15 protein-coding genes are annotated in these 15,706 nt (G+C 70.9%); 13 read left to right on the plus strand and 2 right to left on the minus strand.

The annotated features are described in order from the left end of the window. Positions 1-127: 127 nt before the first annotated feature. Positions 128-1,606: a beta-xylosidase gene (locus AB0F15_RS08765; RefSeq protein ID WP_360267888.1), complete on the plus strand. Its 1,479-nt coding sequence runs from the start codon at positions 128-130 to the stop codon at positions 1,604-1,606. A gap of 129 nt (positions 1,607-1,735) precedes the next feature. Here the strand turns inward: AB0F15_RS08765 and AB0F15_RS08770 are convergent, their stop codons facing one another. Next, complete coding sequence (locus tag AB0F15_RS08770) at positions 1,736-2,152, minus strand: B-4DMT family transporter (protein ID WP_360267370.1); 417 nt, start codon at positions 2,150-2,152, stop codon at positions 1,736-1,738. A gap of 68 nt (positions 2,153-2,220) precedes the next feature. Between AB0F15_RS08770 and AB0F15_RS08775 the strand changes: the two genes are divergently transcribed. Genes AB0F15_RS08775 through nusB form a run of 3 tightly spaced genes read left to right on the plus strand, consistent with a single transcriptional unit; the run spans position 2,221 to position 4,374 of the window. Then, the gene (locus AB0F15_RS08775) at positions 2,221-3,309 is read left to right on the plus strand and encodes a Xaa-Pro peptidase family protein (protein WP_360267373.1); all 1,089 of its coding nucleotides are present in this window, start codon (positions 2,221-2,223) and stop codon (positions 3,307-3,309) included. A gap of 46 nt (positions 3,310-3,355) precedes the next feature. Next, positions 3,356-3,919: an elongation factor P gene (gene efp, locus AB0F15_RS08780; protein ID WP_360267376.1), complete on the plus strand. Its 564-nt coding sequence runs from the start codon at positions 3,356-3,358 to the stop codon at positions 3,917-3,919. Further along, positions 3,919-4,374: a transcription antitermination factor NusB gene (gene nusB / locus AB0F15_RS08785; protein ID WP_360267379.1), complete on the plus strand. Its 456-nt coding sequence runs from the start codon at positions 3,919-3,921 to the stop codon at positions 4,372-4,374. Before efp ends, nusB begins: the two co-directional genes overlap by 1 nt. A 223-nt stretch (positions 4,375-4,597) precedes the next feature. On the opposite strand, the gene AB0F15_RS08790 is transcribed toward nusB, so the two are convergent. Then, positions 4,598-5,086: a transcriptional regulator gene (locus AB0F15_RS08790; RefSeq protein WP_020422358.1), complete on the minus strand. Its 489-nt coding sequence runs from the start codon at positions 5,084-5,086 to the stop codon at positions 4,598-4,600. 247 nt (positions 5,087-5,333) lie between these two features. Here AB0F15_RS08790 and pyrR point away from each other — a divergent pair, with 247 nt between their 5' ends. Genes pyrR through pyrF form a run of 9 tightly spaced genes read left to right on the plus strand, consistent with a single transcriptional unit; the run spans position 5,334 to position 15,687 of the window. Then, complete coding sequence (gene pyrR, locus AB0F15_RS08795; protein WP_360267383.1) at positions 5,334-5,933, plus strand: bifunctional pyr operon transcriptional regulator/uracil phosphoribosyltransferase PyrR; 600 nt, start codon at positions 5,334-5,336, stop codon at positions 5,931-5,933. After that, a complete protein-coding gene (locus AB0F15_RS08800) occupies positions 5,930-6,862 on the plus strand; it encodes an aspartate carbamoyltransferase catalytic subunit (protein WP_360267386.1) in 933 nt (310 codons plus the stop codon). The genes pyrR and AB0F15_RS08800 overlap by 4 nt, the downstream gene beginning before the upstream one ends. Next, complete coding sequence (locus AB0F15_RS08805; protein ID WP_360267389.1) at positions 6,859-8,145, plus strand: dihydroorotase; 1,287 nt, start codon at positions 6,859-6,861, stop codon at positions 8,143-8,145. The genes AB0F15_RS08800 and AB0F15_RS08805 overlap by 4 nt, the downstream gene beginning before the upstream one ends. Beyond that, positions 8,145-8,639, plus strand: a complete 495-nt coding sequence (locus tag AB0F15_RS08810; RefSeq protein WP_360267392.1) for a transporter — start codon at positions 8,145-8,147, stop codon at positions 8,637-8,639. Before AB0F15_RS08805 ends, AB0F15_RS08810 begins: the two co-directional genes overlap by 1 nt. Beyond that, entirely contained in the window at positions 8,636-9,757 is a 1,122-nt protein-coding gene (carA, locus tag AB0F15_RS08815) for a glutamine-hydrolyzing carbamoyl-phosphate synthase small subunit (protein WP_360267395.1), read from the plus strand. Before AB0F15_RS08810 ends, carA begins: the two co-directional genes overlap by 4 nt. Beyond that, positions 9,754-10,911, plus strand: coding sequence for an AAA family ATPase (locus AB0F15_RS08820; RefSeq protein ID WP_360267398.1), 1,158 nt, complete (start codon positions 9,754-9,756; stop codon positions 10,909-10,911). The genes carA and AB0F15_RS08820 overlap by 4 nt, the downstream gene beginning before the upstream one ends. Beyond that, complete coding sequence (locus AB0F15_RS08825) at positions 10,908-11,513, plus strand: DUF4276 family protein (protein WP_360267401.1); 606 nt, start codon at positions 10,908-10,910, stop codon at positions 11,511-11,513. The genes AB0F15_RS08820 and AB0F15_RS08825 overlap by 4 nt, the downstream gene beginning before the upstream one ends. Then, complete coding sequence (carB, locus tag AB0F15_RS08830) at positions 11,513-14,842, plus strand: carbamoyl-phosphate synthase large subunit (RefSeq protein WP_360267404.1); 3,330 nt, start codon at positions 11,513-11,515, stop codon at positions 14,840-14,842. The genes AB0F15_RS08825 and carB overlap by 1 nt, the downstream gene beginning before the upstream one ends. Continuing rightward, positions 14,839-15,687, plus strand: coding sequence for an orotidine-5'-phosphate decarboxylase (gene pyrF / locus AB0F15_RS08835; RefSeq protein WP_360267407.1), 849 nt, complete (start codon positions 14,839-14,841; stop codon positions 15,685-15,687). The genes carB and pyrF overlap by 4 nt, the downstream gene beginning before the upstream one ends. The last annotated feature ends 19 nt before the right edge of the window (positions 15,688-15,706 follow it).

The raw sequence follows: 15,706 nt of genomic DNA on the forward strand, positions 1-15,706 counted from the left end.
CACCCGGTCGAGGTGACACGAGCGAAGGACCGTCGAACAGGCGCGCCGCCCCTCGGACGGGGGAGTCTCGCTACACTCCGAAGCCGTGCGCCCGTTTCGTCGTGGGGGTCGGCGACCCGCTCGTGCCCTGCTCGCCAGCGTGCTGGCCGGGCTCCTCCTCGCGGGCTGCACCGAGGGTTACGCCCAGCCGCAGGCGGCGGGGGACCAACCGGCGATCGCGGGCGGGAAGGACGCCGCGCCGTCGCGGCCCACCGATGTCCAGCTTGCTTCGGGTGACTCCCGGCAGAGTGGTGGTGTGATCGCCGCCGGCGGGGCGGACGCCGTCTACAACTACGGGCCGTCGGTGATGCTCGATCGCGGGCGGACCCGGATGTGGTGGTGCAGCCAGTACGGCGGCGCCGGACCCGCCGGGGACGACATCCTCTACGCCGAGGCCCCGTCGATCGACGGGCCGTTCACCGGACCGGGTGGCGGGATCCCGGCCGCCGTCTTCTCCGGTGCGCCCGGGCAGTTCGACGGCATGCACACCTGCGACCCGTCCGTGCTGCGCGTCGGCTCGACCTACTACCTGTACTACACCGGCGCCGCCGGGGACCACGCGCTCGGCAACTCGATCGGGCTCGCGACCAGCACCGACGGGATCCACTGGACCCGCGCCGCCGGCGGGAAGCCGATCCTCGGACCGTCGCACGACGTGTACCGCGCCAACGTCTACGGCGCGGGCCAGCCGTCGGTCGTCTACCTCGACGGCTGGTTCTACCTGATGTTCACCGACACCACCGGCCGCGCCGCGGGCTGGAACGGCGCGGGGCAGTTCCTGCTCCGCTCGCGCGACCCGGCGTTCGGGTCCGGGGTGCAGGCCCTGGACGTCGGCGGGTTCGTGCCGGTGGCGTCGACGGCCGCGCCGCGGGCCCGGTCGATCGTCGACGGGTTCAGCGCCGACCTGATGTGGGTGGGGGCGCTCGCCGCGTTCGTGGTCGCGCACGAGACCGACGGCGGGACGACGCTGACGTTCTGGACGGCGGACTTCGCCGAGCACCCGTTCCAGCCGGTGGTGATCCCCGGGCCCTGGAAGGAAGGGCCGGGGCTCGTGCGCCGGGCGGACGGGCACGCGCCGCTGTCGCCGGCCGACCCGTGCGACCGGGTGCCGTTCGACGTCGTGCGCGCGACCGGGCTCGGCGGTGCCGCCGCCCCGACCGACCTGCGGCACTTCGGGCTGGACCTGCTGGGCAGCCAGGCGTGCGCGAACCCCGGCCGGGTGGCCGCGACGTTCGACGGCGTGACGGTGCCGTCCCCGGAGCGGACGATGGACCTGGTCCGCGCGGGCACGCGCATCCGGGTGGAGCGGCGCGCGGTGGCGGTGGCGCTGGCCGGCGAAGTCCTCGACAAGGCACCGCCGGCGCTGGCAACGCTCCCGGTGGCGGCGCGGCTGCGGTCGGGCGCGGAAGCGGTGGAAGCACCGGACCGCGGGTTCGCGTTCGTCCTCGACGACCACCGCTGGCGGGTGCCGGACGGCGGAGTGGTCGGCAACAACGCCTCGACGGCGCGCCCGGTGAGCACCGCGCAGTGGGACGGCTACCCGCGAGGCGCCTCGCTCGTGGGATGAGGGAACCTCACTGCGCGGACGATCGCTGCCGGGTGCGCCCCAAGGTGGCCTTCGGTGCGTTCAACGCAACCAAGGCCACCTTGGGGCGCTCGAGCCGGGCCGCTGTCAACGAACCTCGGACGCGCGACACTAGCGTGGTTCCTCGCCCGCCTCCGAGGACCGCCCGATCCGTCCGCCGACGAACAACCCCAGCCCCGCCGGGATCAGCACCAGCAGCGCCGAGAACGCCGCGCCGCCGGTGAGGGCGCCGCCGAGCTCGGAGACTCCCGTCTGGTCCACGAACACCGCCCGGCCGATCACGTACAGGATCCCCGCGACCGGGCCTGCGAGCAGCGCCGCGATGAACCACGCGCGACCGCGGTCCGGGACGTCGCGCCACGCGTCGAGGGCGCTCCACAGCGCCGCCGCTCCCACCAGGACCGCCAGGGCCAGCGAGACCGCCGGCGTCTGGTCGGTCGGGTGGTAGACGGCGTACTTGGCCAGCACCGTGAGGGCGACGCCGTGGAGCACCGCCATCACCAGTCCGCGAATCACCCACGCGCTCATCCTGCGGAGTGTAGGCGGCCTACTGGCGAGTCGCTTCCCCCGGGAACGCCGCGCACTAGGGTGGACGGGTGCCTGAAACCCACGGACGACGTCGTGCGGCGCTGCGCGGGCTCCTGACCGGAGCCGGTGTCGATGCGCTGCTGGTCACCGATCTGCTGAACATCCGCTACCTGACCGGGTTCACCGGCTCGAACGCCGCCGTTCTGCTGCACGCGGGCGGCGACGAGAAGACGCTCTTCTGCACCGACGGCCGCTACACGACCCAGTCGGCCGCCGAGGTGCCCGATCTCGAGACCGTCGTCGACCGGGCCAGTGCCGCCGCCCTCGTGGCCCGAGCCGCCGAAGACACCAAGACCTACGGGCGGCTCGGGTTCGAAAGCCGGCACGTCAGCGTCGAGGAGTACGAAACCCTCCGGGAGCGGGTGCCCCTCGAGCGGGCTCCCGGCCTCGTCGAGCAGCTGCGGGAAATCAAGGACGAAGCCGAGGTCGAGGCGCTGCGCCAGGCGTGCGCCGCCGCCGACCGGGCGCTGGACGACCTGATCGCCGCCGGGGGGCTGCGGCCCGGGCGGACTGAACTGGAAGTCGCCCGTGACCTGGAGAACCGGATGCTGGAACACGGCTCGTCCGCCCCCAGCTTCGCCTCCATCGTCGCCGCCGGCGCGCACTCCGCCATCCCGCACCACCAGCCGACGCACGCCGAGCTGAAGCGCGGTGACTTCGTGAAGCTGGACTTCGGCGCCACCGTCGACGGCTACCACTCCGACATGACCCGCACCTTCGTCCTCGGCGAACCCGCGGACTGGCAGCGGGAGGTGTACGACCTCGTGCACGCCGCACAGGCGGCCGGGGTCGCCGCCGTCGCGCCGGGCGTCGAGGTGTCCGATGTGGACACCGCCGCGCGGGGCGTGATCTCCGGCGCCGGGCACGGCGAGCACTTCGCGCACGGCCTCGGGCACGGCGTCGGCCTGCAGATCCACGAGGCACCGAGCCTGGCCGCCACGGGCGTCGGTACACTGGCCGCCGGTATGGCGGTCACCGTCGAGCCCGGCGTGTACCTCGCGGGGCGCGGTGGCGTGCGCATCGAGGACACGCTCGTCGTGCGGGTGGGGGAGCCCGAACTCCTCACCCTGAGCACCAAGAACCTCGTGGTCGTCTGACAGCGGCCGCGGACACCGAAGATTCGACACAGGAGACTGCAAGCTCGTGGCCACGACCAACGACCTGAAGAACGGGCTCGTCCTCAACCTGGACGGCCAGCTCTGGACCGTCACCGCGTTCCAGCACGTGAAGCCGGGCAAGGGCGGTGCCTTCGTGCGCACGACGCTCAAGCACGTGCTCACCGGCAAGGTGGTCGACAAGACGTTCAACGCGGGCACGAAGGTCGAGACGGCCACGGTGGACCGCCGGAACATGACGTACCTGTACAAGGACGGCGTCGACTTCGTCTTCATGGACGGCGACACCTACGACCAGATCACCGTCCCGGCCGTGGTCGTCGGCGACAACGCCAACTACATGCTCGAGAACACCGAGGTCCAGGTCGCGGTGCACGAGAACGAGCCGCTGTACGTCGAGCTGCCGACGTCGGTCGAGATCATCATCCAGCACACCGACCCCGGCCTGCAGGGCGACCGTTCCACCGGTGGCACCAAGCCGGCGACGCTGGAGACCGGCGCGGAGATCCAGGTCCCGCTGTTCCTGTCCACCGGCGAGAAGATCAAGGTCGACACCCGCGACGGGCGTTACCTGGGCCGCGTCTCCAGCTGATGACGACACCGAAACCCCACCCGAACCGCGGCGGCGCGATCAGCCGCCGTCAGGCACGCCGCCGCGCGGTGGAAATGCTGTACGAGGCCTCGCAGCGGGCCACCGATCCGGTGACGCTGCTGGCCGACCGGGTCGGCGCGACCGAGGTCGACCCGATCGGGGACTACACGATCAGCCTGGTCGAGGGCGTCACCGCCCGCCGGGTGCAGATCGACGAGCTGCTGGCCGAACACGCGCAGGGCTGGACCCTGGAGCGGATGCCGAAGGTCGACCTCGCGGTGCTGCGGGTCGGGGTCTACGAGCTGCTCTGGGCCGAGGACGTGCCGGACCCGGTCGCGATCGACGAGGCCGTCGGCCTGGCGAAGGAACTGTCCACGGACGATTCGCCGCGGTTCGTCAACGGCGTCCTGGGCCGGATCGGCACGATCGCCGACCGCCTCCGCGCGGTTCTCTAGCACCCCCGCCGGGCAGCATCCCGGACTTACCCGGTCAGGTGACCACGGCCGGGGTCCGGGCTTGTCCCCGGGCGGGGTGCGGGCTGCGCCCCCGCAAAACAAGGCGCGGCTCGCGCCTTCCGTGAGCAGGGCTCGCCCCCGAACGAGCCCCCCGACGAGTCAGTGAGCGTCTCCGGTGCCCCACCGGGGGACGCTCACTGCGTCGGCGCCACACACGAGCTGATCAGTCTTCCTTGGCCGGGCGGGCCTCCGGGGGAAGGACACCCCAGTCGATGAGCTGCTCGGTCAGCTCGCCCGGGGTCATGTCGTAGATGATCGCCAGGGACCGCAGGTCCTCGGTGCGGATCGAGAGCACCTTGCCGTTGTAGTCGCCACGCTGGCTCTGGATGGTCGCGGCGTAGCGCGCGAGCGGGCCCACCTTTTCGGCCGGCAGCTGCTGCAGGCGCTCCAGGTTGATCACGATCTTGGTGGCGGGCTCGGCGCCGGACGGGACCCGGCCCTCGGGCAGCAGCTCGACCACCGGGACGCCGTAGAAGTCGGCCAGCTCGGCCAGCTTCTGGACGGTGACGGCGCGGTCGCCACGCTCGTACGAGCCGACGACGACGGCCTTCCAGCGCCCACCGGACTTCTGCTCGACCCCGTGCAGGGACAGGCCCTGCTGCTGGCGGATCCCGCGGAGCTTGGCCCCGAGCGCCTTGGCGTAATCGCCCATCTGGTCGTTCTCCGTTCTTCACCCCCTCCGGTCGGGGTGACCGGGCCGGGGGACTCACTGAGTCGAATACTCAGAGTAATGGTTACGCATTGTTGTCACCAGGTCAAGCAGGAGCTTGGCGCGAATCACGCCACACCACCCGTAAGGCTGAGCAAAGTGCCTGCTACTGTCGGTGCGAAAGCCCCGACCAGCAGGGGAACAGACGTCCTTTAAGGACCCGTCCGGCGAGGCGGGGAAGGAGTCCGAAGTGTCGTCACGTCCGCGTGGCGCGGCTGGTTCGGCCGGGGAGCGCGAGCTCCTGTCGGCCGGCGATGTCGCGCGCACGATCGCCCGAATGGCCCATCAGGTCATCGAAAAGACCGCGAACGGTGCGGAGAGCACTACCCCGCCCGTGTTGCTCGGCATCCCGTCCCGCGGCACGCCGCTCGCGGTCCGGCTGGCCGACAAGGTCGGCGAATTCTCCGGGGTCCGCCCGCCCGCCGGCGCCCTCGACATCACCCTCTACCGGGACGACCTCCGCCGCCGCCCGCCGCGTGCCCTCGAGCAGACGCAGCTGCCGCCGGACGGCATCGACGACCGCGTCGTGATCCTGGTCGACGACGTCCTCTTCTCCGGCCGGACCATCCGGGCCGCACTCGATGCCCTCCGTGATCACGGCCGCCCGCGTGCCGTACAGCTGGCGGTGCTGGTCGACCGCGGTCACCGCGAGCTGCCGATCCGCGCGGACTACGTGGGCAAGAACGTGCCGACCGCCCGCACCGAGGGCGTGTCCGTCCTGCTGGCCGAAATCGACGGCCGCGACGCCGTCCTGCTGCGTCCGTCCGAAGCTGCTGGAGAGGACTCGTGAAGCACCTGCTCGCCACCGACGGCCTGGACCCGGCGGTCGCCACGGCCGTGCTCGACACCGCCGACGAACTCAAGCACACGCTGCTCGGCCGCGAGGTCAAGAAGCTGCCGACGCTGCGCGGCCGCACGGTGATCACCCTGTTCTACGAGAACTCGACCCGCACCCGGGTGTCGTTCGAGATCGCCGGAAAGTGGATGAGCGCGGACGTGATCAACGTTTCCGCGTCCAGTTCTTCGGTCAACAAGGGAGAGTCGCTGCGGGACACGGCGCTGACGCTGGCCGCGGCCGGTGCCGACTGCGTGATCGTCCGGCACCCGGCCAGCGGCGCCGCCCAGCGGCTCTCGGAGTGGCTGGCCGAGCCGGGCATCTCGGTGGTCAACGCCGGTGACGGCACCCACGAGCACCCCACCCAGGCGCTGCTCGACGCGGCGACCCTGCGGGAACGCCTCGGCTCGCTCAAGGACCGCCGGATCGCGATCGTCGGGGACGTCCTGCACAGCCGGGTCGCCCGCTCGAACATCCACCTGCTCTCGGCCCTCGGCGCGGAGGTGGTGCTGGTCGCGCCGCCGACGTTGCTGCCCTACGGCGTCGAGAGCCTGCCGGTCACCGTCTCGCACGACCTGGACGCCGAGCTGCCCGCCGTCGACGCGGTCATGATGCTGCGCGTCCAGGCCGAACGCATGCACGGCGGGTTCTTTCCCTCCGCGCGGGAGTACTCGATCTCCTACGGCCTCTCGGAACGGCGGCTGAAGCTGCTGCCGGACCACGCGGTCGTGCTGCACCCCGGTCCGATGCTGCGCGGGATGGAGATCGCGAGCGCGGTCGCCGACTCCCCGGCCTCGGCCATCACCGAACAGGTCCGCAACGGCGTCCACGTGCGCATGGCGGTCCTCTACCACCTCCTGGCCAGCGAAGGAGCCGCCGCGTGACCACCCTGATCAAGGGCGCCCGCCCCTACGGCGATGGCGACCCGGTCGACGTCCTGGTCGAGGACGGGGTGATCACCGCGATCGGCGCCGTCGACGTCCCGGAAGACGCCGAAGTCATCGAGGCCGCCGGGCAGGTCCTCCTCCCCGGCTTCGTCGACCTTCACACCCACCTGCGTGAACCCGGCCGTGAAGACACCGAGACGATCGACTCGGGCTCGGCCGCGGCGGCGCTCGGCGGGTACACCGCGGTGTTCGCCATGGCCAACACCGACCCGGTCGCCGACAACGCCGTGATCGTCGAGCACGTGTGGCGCCGCGGGCAGGAGGTCGGCCTCGTCGACGTCCACCCGGTCGGCGCGGTCACCGTCGGGCTCAAGGGCGAGAAGCTCGCCGAGCTGGGGACGATGGCGAAGTCGCAGGCCCGGGTGAAGGTGTTCTCCGACGACGGCCTCTGCGTCGCCGACCCGCTGCTCATGCGCCGCGCGCTGGAGTACTCGACGGCGCTGGACGTCGTCATCGCGCAGCACGCGGAGGAGCCGCGGCTGACCGTCGGCGCCCAGGCCCACGAGGGTGAGCGCGCGGCCCGGCTCGGCTACCCCGGCTGGCCGGCGGCCGCGGAAGAGTCCATCGTGGCCCGCGACTGCCTCCTGGCCCTGCACGCGAACGCCCGGCTGCACGTCTGCCACGTCTCCACGGCGGGGACGGCGGACGTGCTGGCCTGGGCGAAGGACCGCGGCACGAAGGTGTCGGCCGAGGTCACCCCGCACCACTTGCTGCTCACCGACGAGCGCCTGGCCACCTACGACCCGGTGAACAAGGTGAACCCGCCGCTGCGCACGGAGTCCGACGCCGCGAAGCTGCGGGCCGCGCTGGCCGAGGGGGTCATCGACTGCGTCGCCACCGACCACGCCCCGCACGCGGTGCAGGACAAGGACACCGAGTGGAGCGCGGCCCGGCCGGGCATGCTCGGGCTGCAGACGGCGCTGTCCATCGTGGCCGAGACCATGGTCCGCACCGGGCTCCTCGACTGGCGCGGCGTCGCGCGGGTGATGAGCGAGCGGCCCGCCGAGATCGGCAACCTGGCCGACCAGGGCCGTCCGATCGCGGTGGGCGAGCCGGCGAACCTGGCCCTGGTCGACCCGGACGCCGAGTGGACGGTCCGGGGCGCCGAGCTGGCCAGCATCGCGGCCAACACCCCGTACGAGGGAATGCGGCTGCCCGGCGTGGTGACCGCGACGCTGCTGCGCGGGCGGATCACCGCGCGGGACGGGAAGATCTGCTGATGGAGCGCTTCTGGCTCGTGCTGGCGATCGTCGCCTTCTTCCTGCTCTGCGTGTGGGGCATGTACGTCGGCTGGCGGCGCAAGGCGCGCTCGCAGAGCGTGCTGGTGCCGCCGTTCCCCGCCATCCCCTCGGACGCCGGCGAGGTGCTGCTGGAATCGACCGGCGTCTACCTCGCCACGACCTTCGCGGGGGAGTGGCAGAACCGGGTCGTCACCCGCGGCGCGGGGCTGCGCACCGGCGCGGTTTGGCGGCTGCACGGCGGGGGTATCGCCGTCGAACGCGGGGGAGCGCCCGGCTTCTGGATCCCGCGCGAAGCGGTCACCGGCGTCCGGCGCGACTCGAAGATCGCCGGGAAGGTGATGGGCACGGACGCGCTGCTGATCGTCACCTGGCGGCTCGGCGACGTCGAACTCGACACCGGCTTCCGCGGCGACGACCTGGCCGACTATCCACAGTGGATCGAACAGCTCAAGATCAAGGGAGGTGCCCAGTGAACGCGCGCGCTCAGGCCGCACTGGTGCTCGAAGACGGCCGGGTGTTCCGCGGCGCGGCGTACGGCGCGCAGGGGCGGAGCCTCGGCGAGGCGGTGTTCTGCACCGGCATGACCGGCTACCAGGAGACGCTGACCGACCCGTCCTACCACGGGCAGATCGTGGTGCAGACCGCGCCGCAGATCGGCAACACCGGCTGGAACGACGAGGACGACGAGTCCTCGAAGATCTGGGTCAACGGCTACGTGGTGCGCGACCCCGCCCGCACGCCGTCGAACTGGCGCGCCAAGCGCACGCTCGACGACGAGCTGGTGCGCCAGGGGATCGTCGGCATCGCCGAGGTCGACACCCGCTCGCTGACGCGGTACCTGCGCGAGCGCGGCGCCATGCGGGCCGGGGTGTTCTCCGGCGACGCGCTGGGCACGGTCGACGAGATGGTCGCCGAAGTGCTGGCGAGCCCGAAGATGGAGGGCGCCGACCTGGCCGGCCAGGTCACCACGCCGAAGCCGTACGTCGTCTCGCCCGACGGTGAGGTTCGCTTCCGCGTGGCCGCGCTCGACCTGGGCATCAAGTCCAACACCCCGCGGCAGATGGTCAAGCGCGGCATCGAGGTGCACGTGCTGCCCTCGACGTCGTCGCTGGACGAACTGCTGGCGATCGAGCCGCACGGCGTGTTCCTCTCCAACGGCCCCGGCGACCCGGCCACCACGGTGCACGCGACCGAGCTGACCAAGCAGGTCCTGGGCCGCGAGATCCCCCTGTTCGGCATCTGCTTCGGCAACCAGGTCCTCGGCCGCGCGCTCGGCCTGGGCACGTACAAGATGCGCTACGGCCACCGCGGCATCAACATCCCGGTGATCGACGTGGCGACCCGCCAGGTGGCGATCACGGCGCAGAACCACGGTTTCGCCCTCGAAGGCGAGCCGGGCCAGCGCTTCGAGTCCCCGTTCGGCGCGGCGCAGATCAGCCACTACTGCCCCAACGACGACACGGTCGAGGGCGTCCGCGCGCTCGACGTCCCGGCGTTCTCGGTCCAGTACCACCCCGAAGCCGCGGCCGGCCCGCACGACGCGGCCCCCCTGTTCGACGATTTCGTTTCGCTCATGGAGAAGCGGTCGTGACGCTGACGACCGGCATCGAGCGGCTCCGGATCCGGAACTACCGGGTGCTCCGGGACGTCGAGCTGGACGGCCTGACGCCGGTGACGGCGTTGCTGGGCCCGAACGGCAGTGGCAAGTCCACGGTCTTCGACGCGCTGGACTTCCTCTCCGAGTCGCTTCGGATCGGGTTGCGCTCGGCGTGGGACCGGCGCGGGGGCGCCGCCGACATCGCCACCCACGGCGAGGCCGGTCCGATCGAGATCGAGGTGACCTGCCGTGTCGAAGGCGCGGCGGCTGTGTACCGGCTCGTCATCGAACACGACGACGACGTACCGGTGGTCGCCGAGGAGAGGTTGACCTGGCAGCCGGAGGGCGCGTCGACTCCCTTCGACGCCCTGCACTTCCGGCGCGGAGAAGGCGGAGTCGCCCGTGCCGGTGCGTGGGAGGTCATCGAGCTGGCCGGTCCCGATCTGCTCGGCGTGGGTGTGGTGAGCCAGCTCGCCGCCAACGCCGAGATCGGCGGTTTTCACCGGTTCGCCGCCGGAATCCGCCTCTCGGATCTCGACCTCACGGCGATGCGCAAGGGTGTGAAGACCAGCAGTTCCTCGAAGCTCGAGCCGTCCGGCCGCAACATCGGTGCGGTTGTCGAGTACCTCCGCGCCGAACGACCGGATCGCTGGTCGGAGATACGCCGGTCATTGCGGCGGTACATTCCCGGGTTCGAGGACATCGAACCGCTCCGGCAGGGGGACGGCAGCTGGATCGTCCGCCTCCGGGAGCAAGATGGAGAGGGATTCGTCCCACCGGAGAACATTTCCGACGGGACGTTGCACCTGCTCGGTTACCTTGTCGCGTTGCGCACGGATACCTCCGTACTGCTCCTCGAGGAACCGGAAAATCAGGTTCACCCGCGGCTGCACTACCTCCTCGCCGAGGATGCGCGTGAGGCCGAAAGCGACCAGGTGATCGTCGCGACGCACGCTCCCCGGTTCGTCGACGCGATGCAGCCCGCGGAGGTTTGGGCCTTCGCCCGTGACGCGGAAGGGCACTCGGCAGCCAAGCGTGTCTCCGACGAAGCGCCGGTCGTCCGCATGGTCGAGTCCGGCGGAGCGCTCGGCGATCTGTGGACCGAAGGATTTTTCCGGTTCGGTGACCCGCTCGGGGAGCGCCCGTGACCGCTCCCTCCTGCCTCGAAGTGCTCGTCGAGGAACCGTCCGCCGAAGAGGCGTTGAAGACCCTCCTCCCGAAGATCGTTCCTGATGTCGCCTTCCGGATCGTTCCCTTCAACGGCAAGGGCGACCTTCTTCGCAAACTGCCTGTCCGGCTCCGGGACTACGCGTACTACTGGGCCGAAACGGGCTTGCGGATCGTCGTCCTGCTCGACCGGGATGACGACGACTGCGTCGAGCTCAAGAGCCGGCTCGTCGAGATCGCGCACGAAGCCGGATTACCCGGTGAAGTGACGTTGTTCCGCATCGTGATCGAAGAGCTCGAAGCGTGGTTCCTCGGCGACGTGCCCGCGCTGCACGCGGCCTATCCCAAGGTGCCTCCGAGCCTGGGAAACCAGACCAAGTTCCGTGACCCGGAGAACGTCGCCGGTGGTGCGTGGGAGGGCTTGGAGCATGCGCTGCAGAAGCACGGCTACCACAAGAAGGGCCTTCAAAAGGTCCGAGCGGCCACCGACATCGCGCCCCACATGGACATCGAGAACAACCGATCCAAAAGTTTTCAGGTCTTCCGCGACGGCTTGCGGCGCCTGGTGAAAGAAGGAAACTGATGCCGAAGAGGACGGACATCCAGCACGTGCTGGTGATCGGCTCCGGGCCGATCGTGATCGGGCAGGCCGCGGAGTTCGACTACTCCGGTACCCAGGCCTGCCGGGTGCTGCGCAGCGAAGGGCTGCGCGTGTCGCTGGTGAACTCGAACCCGGCGACCATCATGACCGACCCCGAGTTCGCCGATGCCACCTACATCGAGCCGGTGACGCCGGACTTCGTGGAGAAGGTCATCGCCGCCGAGAGTGAACGCGGGTACCCCGTCGATGCGCTGCTGGCGACCCTCGGCGGGCAGACCGCGCTGAACTGCGCCGTCGCGCTGCACGAGCGCGGGGTGCTCGACAAGTACGGTGTCGAGCTGATCGGTGCCGACATCGACGCCATCCAGCGCGGTGAGGACCGGCAGAAGTTCAAGGACATCGTCCGCTCCATCGGCGCCGAGGTCCCGCGCAGCCGGGTCTGTCACGACATGGCCGAAGTTCGCGAGACCGCCGAGGACCTGGGGCTGCCGGTCGTCATCCGGCCGTCGTTCACCATGGGCGGGCTCGGGTCGGGCATGGCGCACACGCCCGAGGACCTCGAGCGGCTGGCTTCCACCGGGCTCACCGAATCCCCGGTCACCGAGGTGCTCATCGAGGAGAGCGTGCTCGGCTGGAAGGAGTACGAGCTCGAGCTGATGCGCGACAAGCACGACAACGTCGTGGTCGTCTGCTCGATCGAGAACGTCGACGCGATGGGCGTGCACACCGGGGACTCGGTCACCGTGGCGCCGACGATGACGCTCACCGACCGCGAGTACCAGGTGATGCGCGACGTCGGCATCGCCGTGCTGCGCGAGGTCGGCGTCGACACCGGCGGCTGCAACATCCAGTTCGCGATCAACCCGGAAGACGGCCGGATGGTCGTCATCGAGATGAACCCGCGGGTGTCGCGAAGCAGTGCGCTGGCGAGCAAGGCCACCGGCTTCCCGATCGCCAAGATCGCCGCGAAGCTCGCGATCGGCTACACGCTCGACGAGATCCGCAACGACATCACCGGCGAGACGCCGGCGGCGTTCGAGCCCACTTTGGACTACGTCGTCGTGAAGATCCCGCGGTTCGCCTTCGAGAAGTTCCCGGGCGCGGACCCGACGCTGACCACGACGATGAAGAGCGTCGGCGAAGCGATGTCGTTCGGCCGCAGCTTCCCCGAGGCGCTCGGCAAGGCGATGCGGTCGATCGAGACCAAGGCGACCGGCTTCTGGACGCTGCCCGACCCCGAAGGCGCCACGCTGGAGTCCACTTTGGACGCACTGCGCACGCCGCACGAGGGCCGGCTGTACGAAGTGGAACGCGCGCTGCGGCTGGGCGCGACCGTCCAGCAGGTGCACGAGGCTTCCGGCATCGACCCGTGGTTCATCGACCAGATCGCCTTCGTCGGCGAGGTCGGCGCCGAGGTTCGCGGCGCGCCGGTCCTGGACGGCGATCTGCTGCGCCGCGCCAAGCGCACCGGCCTGTCCGACCGGCAGATCGCCGCGCTGCGACCGGAACTGGCCGGCGAGGACGGCGTCCGCACCCTGCGCCACCGCCTCGGCGTGCGGCCGGTGTTCAAGACCGTCGACACCTGTGCGGCCGAGTTCGCGGCCAAGACGCCGTACCACTACTCGGCGTACGAGTCCGATCCCGGCGCGCAGTCCGAAGTGGCCGTGCAGAGCGACAAGCCGAAGGTGCTCATCCTCGGCTCGGGCCCGAACCGGATCGGCCAGGGTATCGAGTTCGACTACTCCTGCGTGCACGCGGCGATCGCGTTGCGGGAGGCCGGGTTCGAGGCCGTCATGGTCAACTGCAACCCGGAAACCGTGTCCACCGACTACGACACGTCCGACCGGCTGTACTTCGAGCCGCTGTCCTTCGAGGACGTCCTCGAGGTCGTGCACGCCGAGCAGGCGTCCGGCACGGTCGCCGGCGTCATCGTCCAGCTCGGCGGGCAGACCCCGCTGGGACTGGCGAAGAAGCTCGCCGACGCCGGGGTCCCCGTGGTCGGGACGCCGCCGGAGGCGATCCACCTGGCCGAGGACCGCGGCGCGTTCGGCGAGGTCCTCGCCGACGCCGGGCTGCCGGCCCCGCGCTACGGCATGGCGACGTCGTTCGAGGCCGCCAAGCGGATCGCCGACGAGATCGGTTACCCCGTCCTGGTCCGGCCGTCCTACGTGCTCGGCGGCCGCGGTATGGAGATCGTCTACGACGAGGAGACCCTGGCCGGCTACATCCAGCGCGCCACCGAGGTCACCCCGGAGCACCCCGTGCTCGTCGACCGGTTCCTCGACGACGCCATCGAAATCGACGTCGACGCGCTGTTCGACGGCGAGGAGCTCTACCTCGGCGGGGTCATGGAGCACATCGAGGAGGCCGGGATCCACTCCGGCGACTCCTCGTGCGCGCTGCCGCCCATCACGCTCGGGCACACCGACCTGCAGGCCGTCCGCCGCTCCACGGAGGCGATCGCGCGCGGGGTGGGCGTGCGCGGGCTCCTGAACGTCCAGTACGCGCTCAAGGACGACGTGCTGTACGTCCTGGAGGCCAACCCGCGCGCGTCGCGGACGGTGCCGTTCGTGTCCAAGGCGACGGCGGTGCCGCTGGCGAAGGCCGCCGCGCTGATCATGACCGGCTCGACGATCAAGGGCCTGCGCGAGAGCGGCGTGCTCCCGGCCGAAGGCGACGGCGGCCGGATGCCGGCCGACTCGCCGGTCGCGGTCAAGGAAGCCGTGCTGCCCTTCCACCGCTTCCGCACCCCCGAAGGGCACGGCGTCGACTCGCTGCTGGGCCCCGAAATGAAGTCCACGGGCGAGGTGATGGGCGTCGACGTCGACTTCGGCAAGGCGTTCGCCAAGTCCCAAAGCGGCGCGTACGGCTCGCTGCCGACGTCCGGGCGCGTGTTCGTCTCGGTCGCCAACCGCGACAAGCGCTCGCTGGTGTTCCCGGTGAAGCGGCTGGCGGACCTCGGGTTCGAAATCCTCGCCACCTCCGGTACCGCGGAAGTGCTGCGGCGCAACGGAATCCCGTGCACGGTGGTGCGCAAGCACTACGAGGGCTCGACCGAAGCCGAGCCGAACATCGTGGACGTCATCCTCGACGGCGACGTCGACATGGTGATCAACACCCCCTACGGGAACAGCGGTCCGCGCGTCGACGGCTACGAAATCCGCACCGCCGCGGTGTCGCGCGACATCCCGTGCGTGACCACCGTGCAGGGCGCCGCGGCGGCCGTGCACGGCATCGAAGCGCTCATCCGCGGCGACATCGGGGTCAAGTCCCTGCAGGAGCTCCAAGCGGCGCTGAAGGCGAAGTCGTGAGCGGGCGGGAACGGTTCGGGGCGCGGCTGGCGAAAGCCGTCGCGGCCCGCGGCCCGCTGTGCGCCGGGATCGACCCCCACCCGGGCCTGATCGAGGCCTGGGGGCTCCCGGTGGACGTCTCGGGCCTGGAACGGTTCGCGCTGTCCGCCACGGAGGTCCTGGCGGCGCGCGCGGCGATCGTGAAGCCGCAGTCGGCGTTCTTCGAAAGTTTCGGACCGGACGGCGTCCGGGTGCTGGAGCGGGTGGTCGAGACCGCCCGCGACGCGGGTGCGCTGGTGCTGCTGGACGTCAAGCGCGGCGACATCGGGTCCACGATGGCGGCCTACACCGCCGCATACGTCGCCGAGAGTGCGGCGATCGCGGCCGACGCCATCACGGTCTCGCCGTACCTCGGCTTCGGGTCGCTCGACGCGTGCGCCGCCACGGCCGCCGCGGCGGGACGCGGCATCTTCGTGCTTGCCCGGACTTCGAACCCCGAAGCGGCCGAAGTGCAGAACGCGAAGCTGCCCGACGGGCGCACCGTCGCGCAGGCGATCGTCGACTCCGCGGCGGCACTCAACGCAGGTGCGGAACCGCTCGGCGATGTGGGTGTCGTCGTCGGGGCCACCATTCCGCCGGGAGAGCTGGATCTGGCGGGGCTGAACGGTCCGGTGCTGGCGCCCGGTTTCGGCGCTCAGGGAGCCACTGCGGCCGATTTGCGGGCCCTGTTCGGCGCCGCACTCCCGGGTATCCTCCCCGCGTCGTCCCGGGACATCCTGCGCCACGGTCCGGAGCAAGCGGCTTTGCGCCAAGCGGTCGAACGAGTCGCCGAAGTGCTGGCCGACCCGCAGGAAAACGGCCAATAGCAGGGGCCGGAACGGGCCC

The organism is Amycolatopsis sp. NPDC026612 (assembly GCF_040638285.1).
Taxonomy (GTDB): domain Bacteria; phylum Actinomycetota; class Actinomycetes; order Mycobacteriales; family Pseudonocardiaceae; genus Amycolatopsis.

What these genes read in the sequence shown, in the direction of transcription:
- AB0F15_RS08770 (WP_360267370.1), bottom strand. Translation starts at nt 2,152, where the DNA reads ATGAGCGCGTGGGTGATTCGCGGACTGGTGATGGCGGTGCTCCACGGC.
- nusB (WP_360267379.1), top strand. Translation starts at nt 3,919, where the DNA reads ATGACGACACCGAAACCCCACCCGAACCGCGGCGGCGCGATCAGCCGC.
- AB0F15_RS08790 (WP_020422358.1), bottom strand. Translation starts at nt 5,086, where the DNA reads ATGGGCGATTACGCCAAGGCGCTCGGGGCCAAGCTCCGCGGGATCCGC.
- AB0F15_RS08810 (WP_360267392.1), top strand. Translation starts at nt 8,145, where the DNA reads ATGGAGCGCTTCTGGCTCGTGCTGGCGATCGTCGCCTTCTTCCTGCTC.
- carB (WP_360267404.1), top strand. Translation starts at nt 11,513, where the DNA reads ATGCCGAAGAGGACGGACATCCAGCACGTGCTGGTGATCGGCTCCGGG.